Annotated in this window: 14 protein-coding genes; 10 read left to right on the top strand and 4 right to left on the bottom strand. The window is 66.2% G+C overall.

The window, feature by feature from the left end:
* The first annotated feature begins 42 nt into the window (after window positions 1–42).
* The 10 genes from AC07U1_RS21835 to AC07U1_RS21790 all read left to right on the top strand — a co-directional run bounded on the left by AC07U1_RS21835 (window position 43) and on the right by AC07U1_RS21790 (window position 9,245).
* Window positions 43–648 (top strand): phage tail protein, encoded by a 606-nt coding sequence (locus tag AC07U1_RS21835; protein ID WP_187141410.1) that lies wholly within the window; start codon window positions 43–45, stop codon window positions 646–648.
* Between the two features lie 39 nt (window positions 649–687).
* Window positions 688–1,311 (top strand): phage tail protein, encoded by a 624-nt coding sequence (locus AC07U1_RS21830; RefSeq protein ID WP_187141409.1) that lies wholly within the window; start codon window positions 688–690, stop codon window positions 1,309–1,311.
* 230 nt (window positions 1,312–1,541) lie between these two features.
* Window positions 1,542–2,150 (top strand): phage tail protein, encoded by a 609-nt coding sequence (locus tag AC07U1_RS21825; protein WP_495177530.1) that lies wholly within the window; start codon window positions 1,542–1,544, stop codon window positions 2,148–2,150.
* An 83-nt stretch (window positions 2,151–2,233) separates the two neighbouring features.
* Window positions 2,234–2,797 carry a phage tail protein gene (locus AC07U1_RS21820; RefSeq protein ID WP_495177531.1) on the top strand — a complete coding sequence of 188 codons (564 nt, stop codon included), beginning with the start codon at window positions 2,234–2,236 and terminating at the stop codon, window positions 2,795–2,797.
* 42 nt (window positions 2,798–2,839) lie between these two features.
* Window positions 2,840–3,454 carry a phage tail protein gene (locus AC07U1_RS21815; protein WP_495177532.1) on the top strand — a complete coding sequence of 205 codons (615 nt, stop codon included), beginning with the start codon at window positions 2,840–2,842 and terminating at the stop codon, window positions 3,452–3,454.
* Window positions 3,455–3,660: 206 nt separating this feature from the next.
* Window positions 3,661–4,077 carry a TadE/TadG family type IV pilus assembly protein gene (locus AC07U1_RS21810; RefSeq protein WP_495177533.1) on the top strand — a complete coding sequence of 139 codons (417 nt, stop codon included), beginning with the start codon at window positions 3,661–3,663 and terminating at the stop codon, window positions 4,075–4,077.
* On the top strand, window positions 4,077–5,708 hold the full coding sequence (locus AC07U1_RS21805; protein WP_495197802.1) for a TadG family pilus assembly protein: 1,632 nt from the start codon (window positions 4,077–4,079) through the stop codon (window positions 5,706–5,708). Before AC07U1_RS21810 ends, AC07U1_RS21805 begins: the two co-directional genes overlap by 1 nt.
* A 69-nt stretch (window positions 5,709–5,777) precedes the next feature.
* Window positions 5,778–6,671, top strand: a complete 894-nt coding sequence (locus AC07U1_RS21800) for a PAS domain-containing protein (protein WP_495177535.1) — start codon at window positions 5,778–5,780, stop codon at window positions 6,669–6,671.
* A gap of 133 nt (window positions 6,672–6,804) precedes the next feature.
* The gene (locus tag AC07U1_RS21795; RefSeq protein WP_056351696.1) at window positions 6,805–7,998 is read left to right on the top strand and encodes an acyl-CoA dehydrogenase family protein; all 1,194 of its coding nucleotides are present in this window, start codon (window positions 6,805–6,807) and stop codon (window positions 7,996–7,998) included.
* Between the two features lie 107 nt (window positions 7,999–8,105).
* Window positions 8,106–9,245 carry an acyl-CoA dehydrogenase family protein gene (locus AC07U1_RS21790; protein WP_495177536.1) on the top strand — a complete coding sequence of 380 codons (1,140 nt, stop codon included), beginning with the start codon at window positions 8,106–8,108 and terminating at the stop codon, window positions 9,243–9,245.
* Window positions 9,246–9,474: 229 nt separating this feature from the next.
* On the opposite strand, the gene AC07U1_RS21785 is transcribed toward AC07U1_RS21790, so the two are convergent.
* From AC07U1_RS21785 to AC07U1_RS21770, 4 genes are all read right to left on the bottom strand, one after another.
* Window positions 9,475–11,925 carry a TonB-dependent receptor gene (locus AC07U1_RS21785; RefSeq protein ID WP_495177537.1) on the bottom strand — a complete coding sequence of 817 codons (2,451 nt, stop codon included), beginning with the start codon at window positions 11,923–11,925 and terminating at the stop codon, window positions 9,475–9,477.
* A 1-nt stretch (window position 11,926) separates the two neighbouring features.
* On the bottom strand, window positions 11,927–12,868 hold the full coding sequence (locus AC07U1_RS21780; protein ID WP_495177538.1) for a FecR family protein: 942 nt from the start codon (window positions 12,866–12,868) through the stop codon (window positions 11,927–11,929).
* A complete protein-coding gene (locus AC07U1_RS21775) occupies window positions 12,858–13,379 on the bottom strand; it encodes an RNA polymerase sigma factor (protein WP_187141449.1) in 522 nt (173 codons plus the stop codon). The genes AC07U1_RS21780 and AC07U1_RS21775 overlap by 11 nt, the downstream gene beginning before the upstream one ends.
* Before the next feature lie 282 nt (window positions 13,380–13,661).
* Window positions 13,662–16,874 (bottom strand): autotransporter outer membrane beta-barrel domain-containing protein, encoded by a 3,213-nt coding sequence (locus AC07U1_RS21770; RefSeq protein ID WP_495177539.1) that lies wholly within the window; start codon window positions 16,872–16,874, stop codon window positions 13,662–13,664.
* Between the last annotated feature and the right edge of the window lie 111 nt (window positions 16,875–16,985).

Below are 16,985 nucleotides of genomic sequence, written 5' to 3'. Positions count from 1 at the left end.
TGGCGCGCATCGAGGGTAGAGGGATTTCAGGGGAGTATGACGATGCGGCATACAAAAATTCTCGCACTGGGCGCGGCAAGCGCGGCAGCGATCGCGGCGGTGCCGGCGGCGGCGCAGGACTATTATCTCGGGCAGATTATCGAGGTCGGCAACAGCTTCTGCCCGCGCGGCTGGGCCACCACCGACGGCCAGATTCTTTCGATCGCACAGAATACAGCGCTTTTTTCGTTGCTGGGGACCACCTATGGCGGCAATGGTGTCCAGACCTTCGCGCTGCCCGACCTGCGCGGGCGCATGGCGATCAGCCAGGGTCAGGGGCCGGGCCTTAGCCCCTATGCCCTGGGCCAGGTCGGCGGAGCGCAGCAGGCAACACTGAACCAGTCGAACCTGCCGGCGCATATCCACGTCGCGACGATCGAAACCAATCCGGGCAATGCGACCGAGCGACGCTCTTTCCGCAATGCCTTCGCCGTGACGGCCGACAATCAATATGCGACCGGGACCAACCTGAACGTCACGATGCATGTCGATACGATCACGGTACAGGGCGCGGGCGACACCGCGACGACGACGGCGCCGACGGTGTCGCCGTTCCTCGTCAACCGTTTCTGCATCGCGCTGCAGGGCATATTCCCGTCGCGCAACTGATCGCGCTCGACGAACCTATTGAAATTTGGGGAGGCGTATATGACACGCACTGGGAATTTTCATAAAGTCGCGTTGCTGTTGGCGACGACCGCCAGCTCGCTGGCCTATACGTCGCCGGCATCGGCGCAGGCGACCGAGATGTACCTTGGCCAGATGATGCAGGTCGGCTTCAATTTCTGCCCGCGTGGCTGGGCATCGGCGTCGGGCCAGATTCTGGCGATCAGCACCAACACGGCGTTGTTCTCGTTGCTGGGAACCACCTATGGCGGCAATGGGCAGACGACGTTCGCGCTGCCCGACATGCGCGGGCGCATGGCGATCAACCAGGGCAGCGGACCGGGTCTGTCGCCCTATCTTTTGGGCGAACAGACGGGAACCGAAACGACGACGTTGCTGACGACCCAAATCCCGAGCCACACCCACCGCTCGGCGGTCCAGACCGCGGTGCCGCAGGCGAATGCGACCACCGCGAGCGGCAATGCCTTCGGTATTTCGTCGAACAGCAGCTTCCTGGGCGGCAGTGACCCGGTCGGCAATTTGATGAGTCCGGGAACAGTCCAGTTCCAGCCGACGGGCAACAATATCCCGATCCCCGTTCGCCCGCCCTATCTGACGGTGCAGTGGTGCATCGCGACGCAGGGCATTTTCCCCGCGCGCAACTGACACCGGGCAACAGGTTTCGCAATCGATTTGCCGATTGCCGATGGTCTGAAAGCCGCGCCGCACCCGGCGCGGCTTTCGTCGTTTCGAGCTGCGGTTTGGTCCGTTTGGGTGCCTTGCGAGGCAATGGCCGGCAATAAAAATATATATAATCAAAAGGATGACTCTGCCCGTTTGACTCCGGTTAAATTCCGATTAGCCTTGTCGTCGGATCAGCGGACAGGGGGGCGGTGATGGCTATCACGCGAATATTGCTGGCGACGATCGCGGTCGGCGCAGGATGCGCCGGTATCGCGGCGCCGGCGTCGGCGCAGTCCTATTACCTCGGCGAGATATTGAAGACGCCGTATAATTTTTGTCCACGCAACACGGCTCCGGCGGCTGGCGCCATTCTGTCGATCGCTCAGAATACCGCGCTTTTCTCGCTCTACGGTACGACCTATGGCGGCAATGGGCAGACCACATTCGCGCTTCCCGATCTTCGCGGGCGCGCGACGGTGCATGAGGGGCAGGGGCCGGGTCTTTCGCCCTATGTGCTCGGCCAGGTCGGCGGGACCGAAACCAGCACCATGACCGAAGCCCAAATGCCGCGGCACGAGCATGTCGCACTGGTTCAGGCGACGACGGCGGCGGGCGACTCGCGGCGCGCCTTTCGCAACGCTTTCGGCACGACCCCCGCGAACAAATATGTCAGCGGCACCACGCCCGCCTCGGCGCTGATGAACCGCGACACGGTGATCATTCGTCCGACCGGCGAAGGGCAGCCGTTTGGCCACCGCTCACCTGTGCTCGCCATCCAATATTGCGTGGTGACGACCGGAATCTTTCCGCCGCGAAACTGATCCGCTGACGCGGTCGATACCAAGCAGCGTTTTTGAGGGGACAGACGATGCGGCACAAGACATCATTGGCGCTTGCAAGCGCATTGGCCACGGGGATTGCCGTTCCTGCGACCGCCCAGAATTATTACGTCAGCCAGATCATCCAGACGGGTGCCAATTTCTGTCCGCGAGACTTTGCGGGGACGGACGGCCAGCTCCTTTCGATTGCGCAGAATACGGCGCTCTTCGCCTTGCTCGGCACGACCTATGGCGGGAACGGGCAGACGACCTTCGCCCTGCCCGATATCCGGGGCCGGTTGGTCGTTGGCCCGGGGCAAGGCCCCGGCCTTTCGCCCTATGATCTGGGGCAGGTCGCCGGCACCGAAACGCAGACGCTCACCATCAACCAGATGCCGCAACATGTGCATCAGGCGGTGTTCCAAACGGTCAACGGCCAGGCCAACAATCGGCGGTCGTTCCGCAACGCGTTCGCGATTACCCCGGACAATCAATATACGACCAATATCACGAGTTTCAGTGGGGCGATGAACAGCGCGACGATCACGGTCCAGAAAACCGGCGGCAGTTCGCCTATCCCCAATCTCTCGCCCTTCACGGTGACGCGCTATTGCATCGCCCTATTCGGGGTGTTCCCGTCACGAAACTGATCGCGGGCGGCAATGGCGGACAATCGAAACATGGAGGCGGGCATGGCAAATATTCGGACATTCACGGTCGGGCTGGCGGTGGGCGTATCGACGCTGGCGATGTCGGCGCCGGCAATGGCGCAGGGGCCCCAGCCGCTGTTGGGCGAGATCATCTATGTCGGCGCCAATTTCTGTCCGCGGGGCTATGCCAGTACAAGCGGCCAGACGCTGTCGATCTCGCAGAATACCGCATTGTTCGCGTTACTCGGCACCACCTATGGCGGTAACGGCCAGACGACTTTCCAATTGCCCGACCTGCGCGGACGCTCGGCGATCCACAACGGGCAGGGGGCGGGTCTGACGGCATTCTCGCTCGGCGAAACCGCCGGAACGGAAACGGTCACGCTGACGACGAACAATCTGCCCAAGCACGATCATCGCGGCGCGATCCAGACCGCGAACGCGCAGGCCAATGCGACCACCCCGGCGGGCAACGCTTTCGGCATTTCGAGCAACGAGAGCTTTGAAGACGTCACGCCGCCGGCGAGCAATTTCATGGACCGCAGCATGGTTCAGGTGCAACCTGCGGGGGGCAGCCAGCCGATCTCGACCCTGCAACCCTATGTCGCGATCACCACCTGTATCGCCATTGAGGGGATCTTCCCGTCGCGTAACTGATTTTACGCATTTGGCAGCTTTGGCGGCGGGTCTATTGGTCTTGACTGTGAAAGCCTTCGCGCGGGCGAAGACGAAAACCGCGTAGTTCGCTCCTTACCGGATAGGCAAACCGAGTGAACGGGCGCAGCGAAAATATGTGAATTCGGTATTTCGCGGTTTCGCGATGCTGGCGCGTCCGCTTACGTCCCCCGCTCATAGTGGCGGGTATGACAAAGACATCGACCCGACTGGCCCGCGACCGGCGCGGCACCGCGATGATCGAGACGGCGCTGCTGCTGCCGCTCTTCCTGATGCTGTTGCTCGGCATCCTCATCTACGGTCAATATTTCCTGCTCGCGCACAGCGTCCAGCAGGCGGCGAACGACGGCGCACGCGCCGCGATCACGGGGCTCGATGCCGCCGATCGGCGCGCCGTCGCGATCCGCGCGATCGACCGCAGCATGCACGGCGTCGGCGGTTATCGACGCGAATTGCGCAGCGTGCTGGTGTCCGAAAATGCGCAGACGGTGACGGTCGATCTCGCCTATCATGTGCCCGAAGGCAATTTGCTGCGCTCGACACTGGTGCCCACGCCGGGCGATATCATCCGCGCCAGCGCGACCTTCGAACTGCCGGTCGAATGATGCGCGCGCGGCCCCTTGTTGCCCGGCTGTCGCGCGACGTTCGTGGCAGCATCAGCGTCGCCGCCGCCTTCGGCATGATCATGCTGATCGGCGCCGCTGCGCTCGCGGTCGATGTCGGATCGCTCCACCTCGATCGCCGCAAACTGCAGGGGATCGCCGACGCCGCGGCAATGGCGGCGGCGGCGAAGCCGGGCGAGGAACGCGCCGCGGCCGAGCGCATCATCGCCGCCAATTGCAACTGCAGCATCACGATCGCCGCGCTGACCCCCGGGCGCTATGTCGCCGACGTCGGGATCGCCGCTGAACGGCGCTTCACGCCCGGCGGCGCGTCGCCCAATGCGGTGCGCGTCGTGCTGACGCGCGAGCACCGGCTGTTCTTCGGCCGCGCCATCACCGGACGCGACAGCAATATCATCAGCGCTTCGGCGACCGGGTCGCGGCGCGGCTACGCCGCCTTCTCGCTCGGTTCGCGCGTCGCGGCGGTGAGCGGCGGGGTCCCCAATGCTATCCTGTCGGCGCTAACCGGCAGCGAACTCAACCTGTCGCTGATGGATTACAACGCGCTCGCCAGCGCCGACGTCGACCTGTTGAAATTCTCCGACGCCTTGCGCAGCGAGATCGGGGTCGAGGCGCTGACCTTCGGCCAGACACTCGACAGCCGGGTAACGATGCCGCAGGTGCCGTCGGCGCTCGCGGCGGCATCGGACAGCCATGTCGCGCCGCTGGTCGAACACATGGCGGCGCGGGCCAGCGCGACGCAACTCGTGCCGGCGTCGGCGATCGACCTCGGCCCGCGTTCGTCGAGCGTGCGGGTCGACGCCGCCAACCCGGTGCGCGTCAACCTGCTCAGCTTGCTGCGCACGATGCTGATCCTGGGATCCGCGGACCGGCAGGTCGACCTCGACCTCGTCGGCGCGCTGCCGGGCGGGACACAGGCGAAGCTGGCGCTGATCATCGGCGAGCCGCCGGCGAATTCGCCGCTGATCGCGGTGACCGACGACAATCAGGTCGTCGTCCGCACCGCGCAGGTACGTCTGCGGATCGACACCAGGATCGCGACGCCGGTCGCGACGATCGAATTGCCGATCCTTGCCGAACTTGGATCGGCCTCGGCGCGGATTTCCGCGATCGATTGCAGCAAGAATGCGAGCAAGGCGGTAACGCTGGCGGTGACGACGTCGCCCGCGTCGCTGGCGATCGGGACGGTCACCGATAGTGCGTTTCGCGACATGAACCGCCCACTCGATCCCCAAAAGGCGCGCCTGCTGAAACTGCCGCTCGCCAGCGTCGACGCCGAAGCCGAACTTGTTCTGTCCGATCTGGCGGAAAAACCGGTCTCCTTCTCGCGAACGAATATCACCGACGGCACGGTCAAGACGGTGTCGAGCACGGGGTTGGTGGCGGGGGCGGCCAAGTCGCTCGCCGACCGCATGGACCTTAGCGGGTCGGTGCTGGGAATCGGGCTGAATCTGGGGGCTTTGAAGTCGCTCGTCGCGACCACGGTCGGCGCAACCACGCCACTGCTCGACGGAGTGCTGCAGCAGGTGACCGGGGTGCTCGGGGTCCATGTCGGGCAGGCCGATGCACGCCTCAACGCGCTGCGCTGCGGTCAGGCGAAGCTCGTCGGTTAGTCCGTTCCGGAGTGAAAGCGTCCCAAACCGACCCATAAGGGAAGGAGCAGCGATGCTTCGGAGGATGAGATGGAAACAGGCCAGTCCCATGCGCGCGTATCGGCGGCGGACTTCATTCGCGGTTTTGCCAGCTGGCGGCTGCATTCGGCGCGCAAGCCGGTCGTGGTGACCCATCATGGCAAGGACGCGCATGTCCTGATCTCGCTCGACGATTACCGGCGGCTGGGCGGGGCGGGCGAGGGCGGCGAAGCGCAACTGCGCGATTCACAGGTCCTGCTGCTTGAATCGGTGCGCGACAGCCTGATCTTCGTCGATCGGCAGCGGCGGATCTCGGCGGTCAATCCGGCGGCGGCCGACATGCTGGAGGTCGCCGCAGCGGCGCTGGTCGGGCAGCCGCTCGCCGCCGCGCTGCCGGGGATCGAGACGAGCCTGATCTTCCACCACATCCTGCGCATGATCGACCATCGCGAGCGCTTCTCGGGCGACCTGCCGTCGCTGCTGCGGCCCGGGCAATGGCTGCACGCCGACCTCGTTCCGCTGCCGATCGGCGGCGCGATCATCCTGCGCGACGTCAGCGAGGTGATCGCCGCGCTCGAGGCCAGCGACGCGCGGACGGCGGCGCTCCGCGCGCTCGATGCCGATGGCGGCATCGGCCATGCGTGCATCTCGCTGCGCGAGGCGGTCGAATATGCGAATGCCTCGCTGACCGCCATGCTGGGGGTCGGCGACGAGGCGATCCGGAGGGTGAAATTCTCCGCTTTGCTCGCGGTCGCGCGGCGGGCGCAATTTTCGGATGCGCTGGAGGGGGTGCTGCGCGACGGGAAACCGGCGCGGATCGAATCCGACCTGGTGGTTCGCGACGGCGCCATCGTCCCGGTGACGCTGTCGATCGCCGAGCGGCGCAACGCCTATTTCAGCGACGGGGCGGTGGTCATCGTGACGCGGCGGGGCGGCGTGGGCTGACGCATTCTCGCTGCGCTGGACAAAGACGCGCATCTTCACGATGGTCGCGCATATCGCGTAGCAAGAAGCAACTTACCTTTACGTAAGCGTGAACCGGCCATATAAGGTCGGCATAGCCCTTGGGAGAATCATAATGGACATGGAGTTCAGCCCCGAAGACCTCGCCTTCCAGCAGGAAGTGCGCAGCTTCATCGCCGAAAATTACCCCGCCGACCTGCGCGGCAAGCAGGATGAGGGCGACGAACTCGCCAAGGAAGATTTCCTCGCCTGGCACAAGATCCTGTACAACAAGGGCTGGGTCGCCCCGGCATGGCCGGTCGAATATGGCGGCACCGGCTGGACCCCGACGCAGCGCTTCATCTTTTCCGAGGAAACCGCGCGCGCCGACTGTATTCGCCTGATGCCCTTCGGCCTCGCGATGGTCGGCCCGGTGATCTACACCTTTGGCACCCCCGAGCAGAAGGCTTACTTCCTGCCCCGCATCCTGTCGGGCGAGGATTGGTGGTGCCAGGGCTATTCGGAACCCGGCGCCGGGTCCGATCTTGCCAGCCTGCGCACCGCGGCGGTCCCCGATGGCGACGACTATATCGTCAACGGCCAGAAGACCTGGACGACGATGGCGCAGCACGCCGACTGGGGTTTCTTCCTCGTCCGCACCGACAAGGACGCGAAGCAGCAAGAAGGCATCAGCTTCCTGCTGATCGACATGAAGTCGCCCGGCATCACCGTGCGCCCGATCATCACGCTCGGCGGCGAGCATGAGGTCAACGAGGTGTGGCTCGAGGACGTTCGCGTCCCGCAGTCGCAGCGCGTTTACGAAGAGAATAAGGGCTGGACCTGCGCCAAGTTCCTGCTGGCCCACGAACGCACCGGCATCGCCGGCGTCGCGTCGTCGAAGCGCGGAGTCGAGAAGGTCAAGCAAATCGCCCGCACCGAGCTCGACGGCGACAAGCCTTTGCTCGCCAACGCGTTCTTCAAGCGCAAGATCGCCGAGCTGGAGATCGACCTGACCGCGCTCGAATTCACCGAGTTGCGCAGCCTGGCCGGCCCGAACGCGGGCAAGGGTCCGGGGCCGGAATCGAGCCTGCTCAAGATCAAGGGCAGCGAAATCCAGCAGCGGCTGACCGAACTGACGCTGGAAGCGGTCGGCCATTATGGCGCACCCTATTTCCGCGGTTTCGGGGAAGGCGACAACGAGCATCCGATCGGGCCCGACTATGCCCACCGCGCCGCGCCGACCTATTTCAACGTCCGCAAGACGACGATTTACGGCGGGTCGAACGAGATCCAGCGCAACATCATCGCCAAGATGGTGCTCGGACTCTGAAGCATGCGTCGTCCCCGCGCAGGCGGGGACCGCAGTCGGCCTTATCCAGCGCCGCAGTGTAAAACGATAGCGGCCCCCGCCTTCGCGGGGGCGACGAGGATATAGAGATGGATTTCACCTACACCGAAACGCAGGACATGATCCGCGACACGCTCGCCCGTTTCCTGAGCGACACCTATGATTTCGAGACGCGCCAGAAGTTCATCGCGAGCGACGAAGGCCGCGACCCCGCGATCTGGACCGCGCTGGCGCAGGAACTCGGCATGCTCGGCGCGTCCTTTTCCGAAGAGCATGGCGGCCTTGGCGGCGGCGCGCTGGAAAATGCGATCATCATGGAAGAGCTGGGCAAGGTGCTCGGCATCGAGCCCTATCTGCCGACCGTCGTGATCGCCGGCGGCGCACTCAAGGCCGTTGGCGGCGCGCAGGCCGACAAGTTCATTCCCGAGATCATCGCGGGCAATGTCATCGTCGCCTTTGCCTATGCCGAGCCGCAGGGCCGCTATGACCTTGCGAACCTGCGCACCACCGCCAAGAAGGACGGTGCGGGCTATGTGCTCAACGGACACAAGGGCGTGGTCTATGCCGCGCCCTGGGCGACGCATCTGCTCGTCACCGCGCGCACCGGCGGCGGCCAGCGCGACCGCGACGGCGTGTCACTGTTCCTGATCGACGCCAATCTGCCCGGCATCGTGCGCCGCGACTATCCGACCGTCGACGGCAGCCGCGCGTCCGAAATCTATTTCGAGAATGTCGCGATCCCTGCCGACGCGCTGCTCGGCGGCGAGGGCGCGGGGCTGGGGCTGATCGAACAGGTCGTCGACGAAGCGACGATCGCGGTCTGTGCCGAGGCGACGGGTGTGATGCAGAAGCTGCACGAAGGCACGCTGGAATATACCCAGCAGCGCAAGCAGTTCGGCATTCCGATCGCCAAGTTCCAGGTGCTGCAGCATCGCATGGTCGATATGTTCATGGAGGTCGAACAGTCGCGATCGATGACGATCATGGGCACGCTGAAGCTCGGCCTGCCCGCCGACGAACGCAAGGCGGCGGTGTCGGCGGCGAAGAACAAGGTCGCGCGCGGCGCGAACTTCGTCGGGCAGAATGCGATCCAGACCCATGGCGGCATCGGGATCACGCAGGAACTGGCGATCGGCCATTATTTCAAGCGCGCAACGATGATCGAGGGCCAGTTCGGCAGCGCCGACTATCATATGGAACGCTATGAGGCGCTGACGCTGGCGGAGTAGCCTGTAAGGCGGCTCGCGGGCGTTAGCGGGTCCCATTCAATCCTCCCTGCGGCGAAGCCGTGGGGAGGAGGACCGCCGCGAAGCGGTGGTAGAGGGGCCGCGGCCTCGCGCCAGCCTTTGACGGCGTCGGCCCCTCCGTCAGCGCTTCGCGCTGCCACCTCCCCATCGCTGCGCGACAGGGAGGATTGAGACGGCCGCTAACCGCCCAAAAGCGGTCGTTCGGCTGAAATCAATACGCCACGTCGATCGCGATGCGGATCGTCCTCGGGCGTAGCGGGGTCAGGAAGCCCGCGCTGCCCTCGACGAACGGCGTGCCGAGCGCGAAGCGATTGCCCTTGGCGTCGAACAGGTTGGTCAGCGTCAGCGACAGGCCGCGGCGGTGATCGCCGAGGCGCATCGCGAGGCCGGTGTCGAGATATTTGCCCTGACCCTCGCCTAGGATCGGGCCGATACCGAGCCGCGACGGGCCGACATAATTGGCCCAGCCGTTGATGCGCAGATCCTCGTCGCCCATCGGTGCGGCATAGTTGAACGAACCGCGGACCGCGTAGCGCGCGACATTGGGAATCTGGCCGAGGCGCGCGAGCAGCGCCTCCTGCGGGATGGTGATCCCGACATCGCCCCCCGCGGCGGCGGCGCGAACCGCGATGGTGCGCAGTTCGCCGGAGAAAAGCTCGGTCACGCGGCTGTGGTTATAGACCGCGCCGAGTTCGAACGACAATTCGGGCGTCGGCCGCACCGCAAAGGCGCCGGTGATGCTGGTGATCCGGCCGTCGCCGATATTGGCGGTGGTCGGAAAGCCGTTGGTGTCGATGAAATCGGCCTGGATGTCGCGCCAGCGGCTGTGCGAGACCGAGAGGCTGGCGTCGAACGGCGTCCAGCCCTTTTCGCCGAAGCGCACGCCGGCTTCGAGTGTCTGGACCTGGTCGTTGCGGAAACGGCGGACGAAATTATTGTCGACCGCGAGGCCGCCGGGGCGGAAACCCTCCTGATAACGAACGTAGAGCGTCACATTGCGCACCGGCAAGGCGAGCAGCGACGCCGACGGCAACAGGTCGGTCTCCGACCGATGCGCGGTTTCGGCGCGGCCCGCGAAAGCGACATCGAGCGGGATATCCCTGCCGGCCCCGTCGAGGCGCGCATGCGAGAGGCGCAGGCCGCCCGCAGCGATCAGGTTCGGCATGACTTCGACCGTCGCCTCGCCATAACCGGTGAATTCGGTGATGCGGTTGGCGACGCCGGTCAGCGGCATCTGGACCAGTGCGTTGCCCAGTTCGCGGCTCTGGCGGGTGCGATTGTCGAGGATACTGGCCCCGATCACCCAGCCGAGGCCATCGTCGAACGGGCGCGACAGGCGCGTCTCGCTGACGAACATCCGCGTCGCATTGCGCTGGTCGAGGATGCGCGGCGGGTCGTTCGGGCTGCTCGCGTCGAAGCGCTCGAACAGTCGGTGGCTGACGAAGGCGTTCGACGACTGGAAATGCAGCCCATCCCAGTCCTTCATCACCACGATCGTGCCGAGGCCGTATTTCGCCTTGGCATTCTGCTCGACCATCGAATTGCGGATCAGCGGCGGGGCGTTCTTGTCGGCATATTGCGCGTCCTGCGAGGCGATCGACTGATAGACACCTCCGAGATCGATGGTCCAGTCGTCGCCGGCGTCGACGCGGAAGGTGGCACGGCCACCGCGAACATTGACACGGTTGACGTCCTTCTGCCCGCGCAGCGGATTGTCGATATAGCCGCCGTCGCTGATCATATAGCCGACGAGGCGCAGCGCATGGCCGGTCTCGCCGATCGGCAGGTTGACCGTCGCGCCGAGGTCGCCGCCGGGGTCGCCGTGCTGGGTCAGCGACACGCCTGCGCTCGCCTGTACCGTCTGCCGGTCGGGATCGGGCGCCTGCGGCACGACGCGGATGATGCCGCCGAGCGATCCGGCGCCATAGAGGGTGCCCTGCGGCCCTTCGAGAATCTCGACGCTTTCGATGTCGTACAGGCGCAGGTCGGGGTCGGGGGCGTTGTAGCTCAGCCGGATGTCGCCGAGATACTGGCCGACGGTCGACTGGGTCGGACCGGTGAAGCTGGAATCGGCGATGCCGCGAATGAACAGCTTGTTGCGCCCCGAGCCGAGATGGGTCGAGGAGACGGTCGCCATCCGCGACAGGATCGATTCCATTCCGCGCTCGCCGCCGAACGCCAAATCGCCGCCATCGAGAACGGTGGCGACGCCGGCAAAGCTTGCGTAGGGAAGGTCGGTCTTCGAGGCGGTGACGATGATTTCGTCGCCGGGACCCGCGACCAGATTGTCGGGTTCCCGTGTCCTCGATGGCGGCGTTTTTGGCGGCGAGGTCGCCCGCCGCGCGACCTTCGGCGGCGGCGAGGGGCGGCGCTCGATCCGCCAGCTGGTCGCGCTGACCCGGACCGCGCGCGCTTCGGTCCCGGCGAGCATGCGGCGGATCGCCTCGTCGACGCTCATCCGCCCGCGTACCGCCTTGACCCGTCCGTTCCACAATTGCGCATCGGCGACGCTGATGCTGACGCCGCCCTGGCGGCTGACGAGCGGCAGCGCGGTCGCGAGGCTGCCCTTGGGCACGTCGAATGCCCGTTCCTCCGCCGCCGATGCCGCGGTGGGCACGCACAGAACGGCGGCCGCGACGAGGAAGGGCAGGGTGCGGTTCATATCAGCGCGTCAGCACCCAGCCGTCGCCGCGCTTTTCGGCGCGTGTCCCCGACAGGGCGGCGAGGTCGGCGATGGTGCGGGCCGGATCGTCGCCGACGACCAGCGCGCCGCGGAACGATTGTTGCGCCGTCTCGGGCGCGACGGTCACTTTCATCCCGGCGGTGCGCTGCAAATCCTCGGCGACCACCGCCAGCGGCGTGTCGGCATAGACGAGCAGGCCCGAGCGCCAGCCGCCGATCGACGCGGCATCGACGCTGCGCACCTTAGGCGGCCTGGCGTCGCCGTCCCGGGCCTCGATGCCTTCGCCGGCAAGCATGCGGACATTGTCGCGCTGCGGATTATAGACGACGATGCCTTCGGACACGGCGACCGATGTTTCGCGGTGGCGGCGCACGACGTTGAAGGCGGTGCCGAGGTCGACGATACGGTTTTCGCCGGCCTCGACGACGAAGGGATCGCCTTCGCGGTGGACGACGTGGAACATCGCCTCGCCGCTTTCGAGGCGCGCGAAACGCGGGCGATCCGTGTCGAGCGTGACGACCGAGCCACCGTTGATCTCGATCTTCGACCCGTCGGCGAGCGTCAGGGTGCGATGTTCGCCCGCCGCGGTCTGGATGCGGTTCGGGTCGGCGAACAGGCCGAGGTTGGGCAGGACGATCGCGCCGACCAGCGCCGCGGCGATCGCGCCGCCGAACCAGGCGCGGCGCGAAGGGGCGCGGCGCGGTGCCGCGTCTTCGCGGATGACGACCGACGGCGCGGGATCGCGGGGCAGCGCGTCGAGATCGGCGTCGAGGAGCGCGACCGCGTCATAGGCCGCCGCGTGGTCGGGGCTTGTGCCGAGCCAGTCGGCGAAGGCGTCCCAGTCGGCGAATTCGGGGTCGCGCTGGCGGATCACCCAGTCGATCGCGCGGGCTTCGATGATGGGGTCGGTTTCAGGACGCATCGAAATGCCTCCTGACCGCGGCAAGCGCCGCATAGACCTTGCGCAAATCGGCCTCGACGGTGCTGAGGCTGACGCCGAATTCGGCGGCGATGTCGCGCTGGGCGATGCCGTCGACACGGAAACGGCGGAAGATGCGCGCCGGTCGCTCGCCGGTCGCGGTCACCGCCGCCTCGACCTGCACGAGCTGCTCGCGCGCGATCAGCGCGGCCTCGGCCGAGGGTCTTTCGACCGCAGTATTTTCGCCCCACGCATGGTCGCGCAGCATGCGCTGGCGCGCCGAGCGATAGCGATCGAGCATCAGATTGTTCGCCGCGCGCATCACATAGGACAAGGGATCGGCGATCGGTCCGGTGCGGCGCTCGGTCAGCCGCATCCACAGGTCCTGGAACAGGTCCTCGGCGCCGTCGCCCGCGCCGCGCACTTCGAGGAACCGCACGATGCGGTCGCGGTTGGCGAGCAATACGCCTTCGATGCCCTGCGCGGGCGAGGGTGCGTCGGTCGCATCGGTCATGGATCGGTTGATTCGGAACGCCATCTGCTGCTGAACGACACCTGTTTGGCCGGCGCCCCCCGTCCCCCTGGCGGAGCTGTCATATAGCGCACCGTGCGGCACGCGCAACCGCAGCATGACTCCGCCGATGCCCGGACGGCGGTCCTGCTGGGGGAGAAAGGGGGCGGTGGCGGCAATCATGGTCCTCATCGTTCGTTCAAAAAGCAAGGCAAGGGGGAAGCGGAGGGTGGGGTAATGCTTCCCCCTTGCGGACAAGGCCGGTCAGGGGCGGGGGCGTGCCCTTCAGAGACCGACCTTGAGGCTCGCGCGGAAAGCCCAGCCGATATGGCTCTGCTGTTCTTCCGCAGAAAGTTCACCGCCCACCTGGAAGGAGGAGTTGCCGGCCATCCCGCGGATGCGGCCGACCCAGCCGCTCGTGCGATCGTCGGGGACGAGGGTGAAGGGCGTGCCGTCCTTGAACGACGCCGTCGTCGTGCCAAGCGAGCCGCCGACGATCTGGCGCCGGCCACCTTCGATCTCGAAGCGCGTCCAGCCGTCATATTCGTCGGTGCCGCCGAAATCGAGGCCAACCGCGACGGTGCCCGAGACCGCGAGTTCGTCGCTGTCGCGGCCGAGGACCGTCAGGTCGAGCGCGTCGCCGCCGCCGGTTTCGGTGTAGCCCTTTTCGGTGAGCTTGTAATAGTCGACCGCGACCGTCGGGCGCACCGACAATCCGCCGAGGCGGCCGTCGTGCGCGACCGAACCCGAGGCGGACCACAAAGTGCCGTCCCACTTGCCGCGGATCGTTTCGTCGATGTCGTCGGCGCCGGCCTCGGCCTGGAACCGGCGGGTGCCCTTGAAGCTGATCGGCGCGCCCGAGATACGGGCATTCGCCATCCAGCCGTCCGACCGCAGGCGCCAGTGCAGCGCGCCTTCGAACTGGCTCGACGTCACCTCATTGAGGTTGCTGGCGTTGCCGTCCTTGCCGCTGAGGAACGCGATCGAGCCGCCGAAATTGCCCATGTCGGACTTGATTTCGGCGCCGAGCGAGATGCCCCAGCCGGTGACGTCGTAACCGGCGGTGTCGCCGATGCTCTTGGACGTGCCCCACACGGCCTGGTTGACCCAATAACCCCATTTGCCTTCGTCCTGGAACGGCGCGTTGGGATCCATCAGGTAGCGGCCGAGCGCGCGCGAGCCCGAGGTGACGGTTTCGAACACACCGCCTTCATGTTCGGGCAGCATCTGGCCGAGCTGGCCCTTGAACTGGGTGCCGTTGGTGATGTCGAGGAACACCTGTTCGATGGCCTCGTCCCCCGCGAGCGCGTCGATCACCGCGTTGAAGGCGCCCGCTTCGGAGCGGTTGAGGCCGAGTTCGGTCGTGCTCTTGCGCGACACGTCGACGATCAGCTGGGTGGCGTTGGAGGTCAGGGTGCCCTTGAACAGGAAGGGCAGCGTCGTCGAGGTGGTGGTGAGGTTGCTGGCACCCGTCAACGTGCCGGCGGTCAGCACGACATGCTGGCCCTCGGCATTGTCTAGGCTGGACAGCCGCAGCGCCAGTTTCGATTCGGCGCCGAAGCTGGCGTTGCCGGTGACCTGGATCGCGGTGCCGGTGGTGCCGCCGTCGAGGGTGACACCGAGCACGCCCTTGTTGGTGACCGCGAGCGACGAAATCGTCGCCGCGCCGACGACGTCGAAGGCGCCGCCATTGACCGCGACCGCGAGGCCCTGAGCATTGGCGAGGCGACCCGAGAAGATCGCGGTGCCGCCGATGGTCAGCGTGTCGCTGCCGCCGCCGAAGTCGGCAAGGCCGCCGAATTTCGAGGTGCCGGCGAGCGTCATGATGTCGTTGCCGTTACCGAACTGGGCGGTGCCGTCGTACGTTGCGTCACCCGACAGCGCGAGGGTGTTGTTGCCGGTGCCGAAGAAGCTGTCGCCCTTCACCGAACCGTCGGCGATGTCGATCAGGTCGTTGCCGACGCCGAAACGGATGTCGCCGACGATCGACGGTGCGGTGATGCCCGAAGCGACGGCGGTCTGCTTGACCGACGCGCCGCCGGTATTGGCCGACAGGTCGATCGCGATGTTGCGGTCGGAGGTGCCCAGCGCCCCGGTCGCGGTGATCGTGCCGCTGTTTTCGACCAGCCCGACATTGCCCGACAGGTCGACGATACCGCGTGCGGTTCCGTCGGTGCCCGCCGCCTTGGCGCTGATCGTGCCGCTGTTGCGGATCATTCCGACATTGCTGCCGGCCTGAACGAGGATGCCGGTCGAGATCGCGGTCGCGGCGTTGCCGCCCGAGGCTTCGATCCTGCCCGCGTTGCGGATTTCGGGGACGGTCGCGCCGGCGCCGACCTGCAGCGCGGTCGCCGAGGCGCCGTTGGAAACCGCCGTGACGGTGCCGCTGCTGCCGATCGCGAGGCCGCCGGCGATGGTGACGTTGCCGCCCATGCCGCCGATCTGGATCGCGGCCGCATTCTTGCCGGCATAGAGGCCGTTGCCGAGGATCGCGCCGTCGATGATGACGCCGAAATTGGTGCCGGTGCCCGCGACGGGGCCGATGGTGACATCGCGGCCCGCGGCGCCGATGCGCACGGCGGGTGCCGACCCGAAGGAGCGGACCGAAGCCGAGCCTTCCTTGGCGTCTTCGATGCCGTCCTTGTCCTCGTCATTGTCGGTGGTGCTGCTGTCCTTGGGCGGGACGGCGAAGATGATGCCGCCGGTCACGTCGCCCTCGATCGACAGCGCCGGGCCGCCGATGAGCAGATCGTCGGCGTCGAGCTTCGACGGGTCGGCGGGGACGGTGGTGGTGCGGTAGCCGGTCGAGGTCAACGTGCCCTGGATCTCAAGCGCGCCGGTGATGTTGCCCGAGAGACGCGCTGCGGTGGCATCGAGGCCGGTGGCGGTGATCGTGCCCGCGAGGCGGACATTGCCGGTGACATCCCGCAGACCGACGCCGAGCGCGCGGTCGCCGAGGACCGAGATCGTGCCGTCATTGGTGAACTTGCCGGTCAGCGGGCCGCCGAGGCGGATGCCGGCCGAATCATTGCCCTCGACCGTGATCGCACCCGAATTGACGATGTTGCCGGTAAAGGCGCCGGCGGTCGCGATGCCGACGCGTCCGGTGCCGACCGCGAAGGGGCCGTCGATGTCGCCGTCATTGTCGATGTCGGTCGGCGCATAGGTCTCGTCGATGACGATCTTGCCGCTGGCCGCGTTGGTGATCGCGCCGGTCGTGCCCGCATTGGCCAAAATGCCGATCGAACCATCGGCGTTGGTGATCTGGATCGTGCCCTCGTTGGTCATCTTGTGATTGCTGTCGATCGTGACCGCGGTGCCCGAGGTCGGCTTGATCGATCCCGAAGCGGCGAGCCTCGCGTCATCGGGGGCGGTTCCGCCATTGACCGTCGAGGTGCGGATGGGCGTGGTGAGCGCGTTGCCGATCACGGTTTCGGCATAGGCAGGCGTGGCGATGACAGCCACAAGACAGGTGGACGCGAGTAGGGTCTTGCGCATGAAGGTCCTCTTGAAATCGGGGCGGGAAGGGTCCCGCGACAATCTCAAGACGGACCCCGCCCTGCGCAGCCTTGGAAAAAAATCGCTCGCGGCCAGCAAAATTGTCGCAAC

This window comes from Sphingopyxis sp. GW821-FHT02C12 (assembly GCF_059421785.1).
Note: the sequence above shows the minus strand (reverse complement) of the source record. Positions and strands in the feature narration are given on the sequence as shown.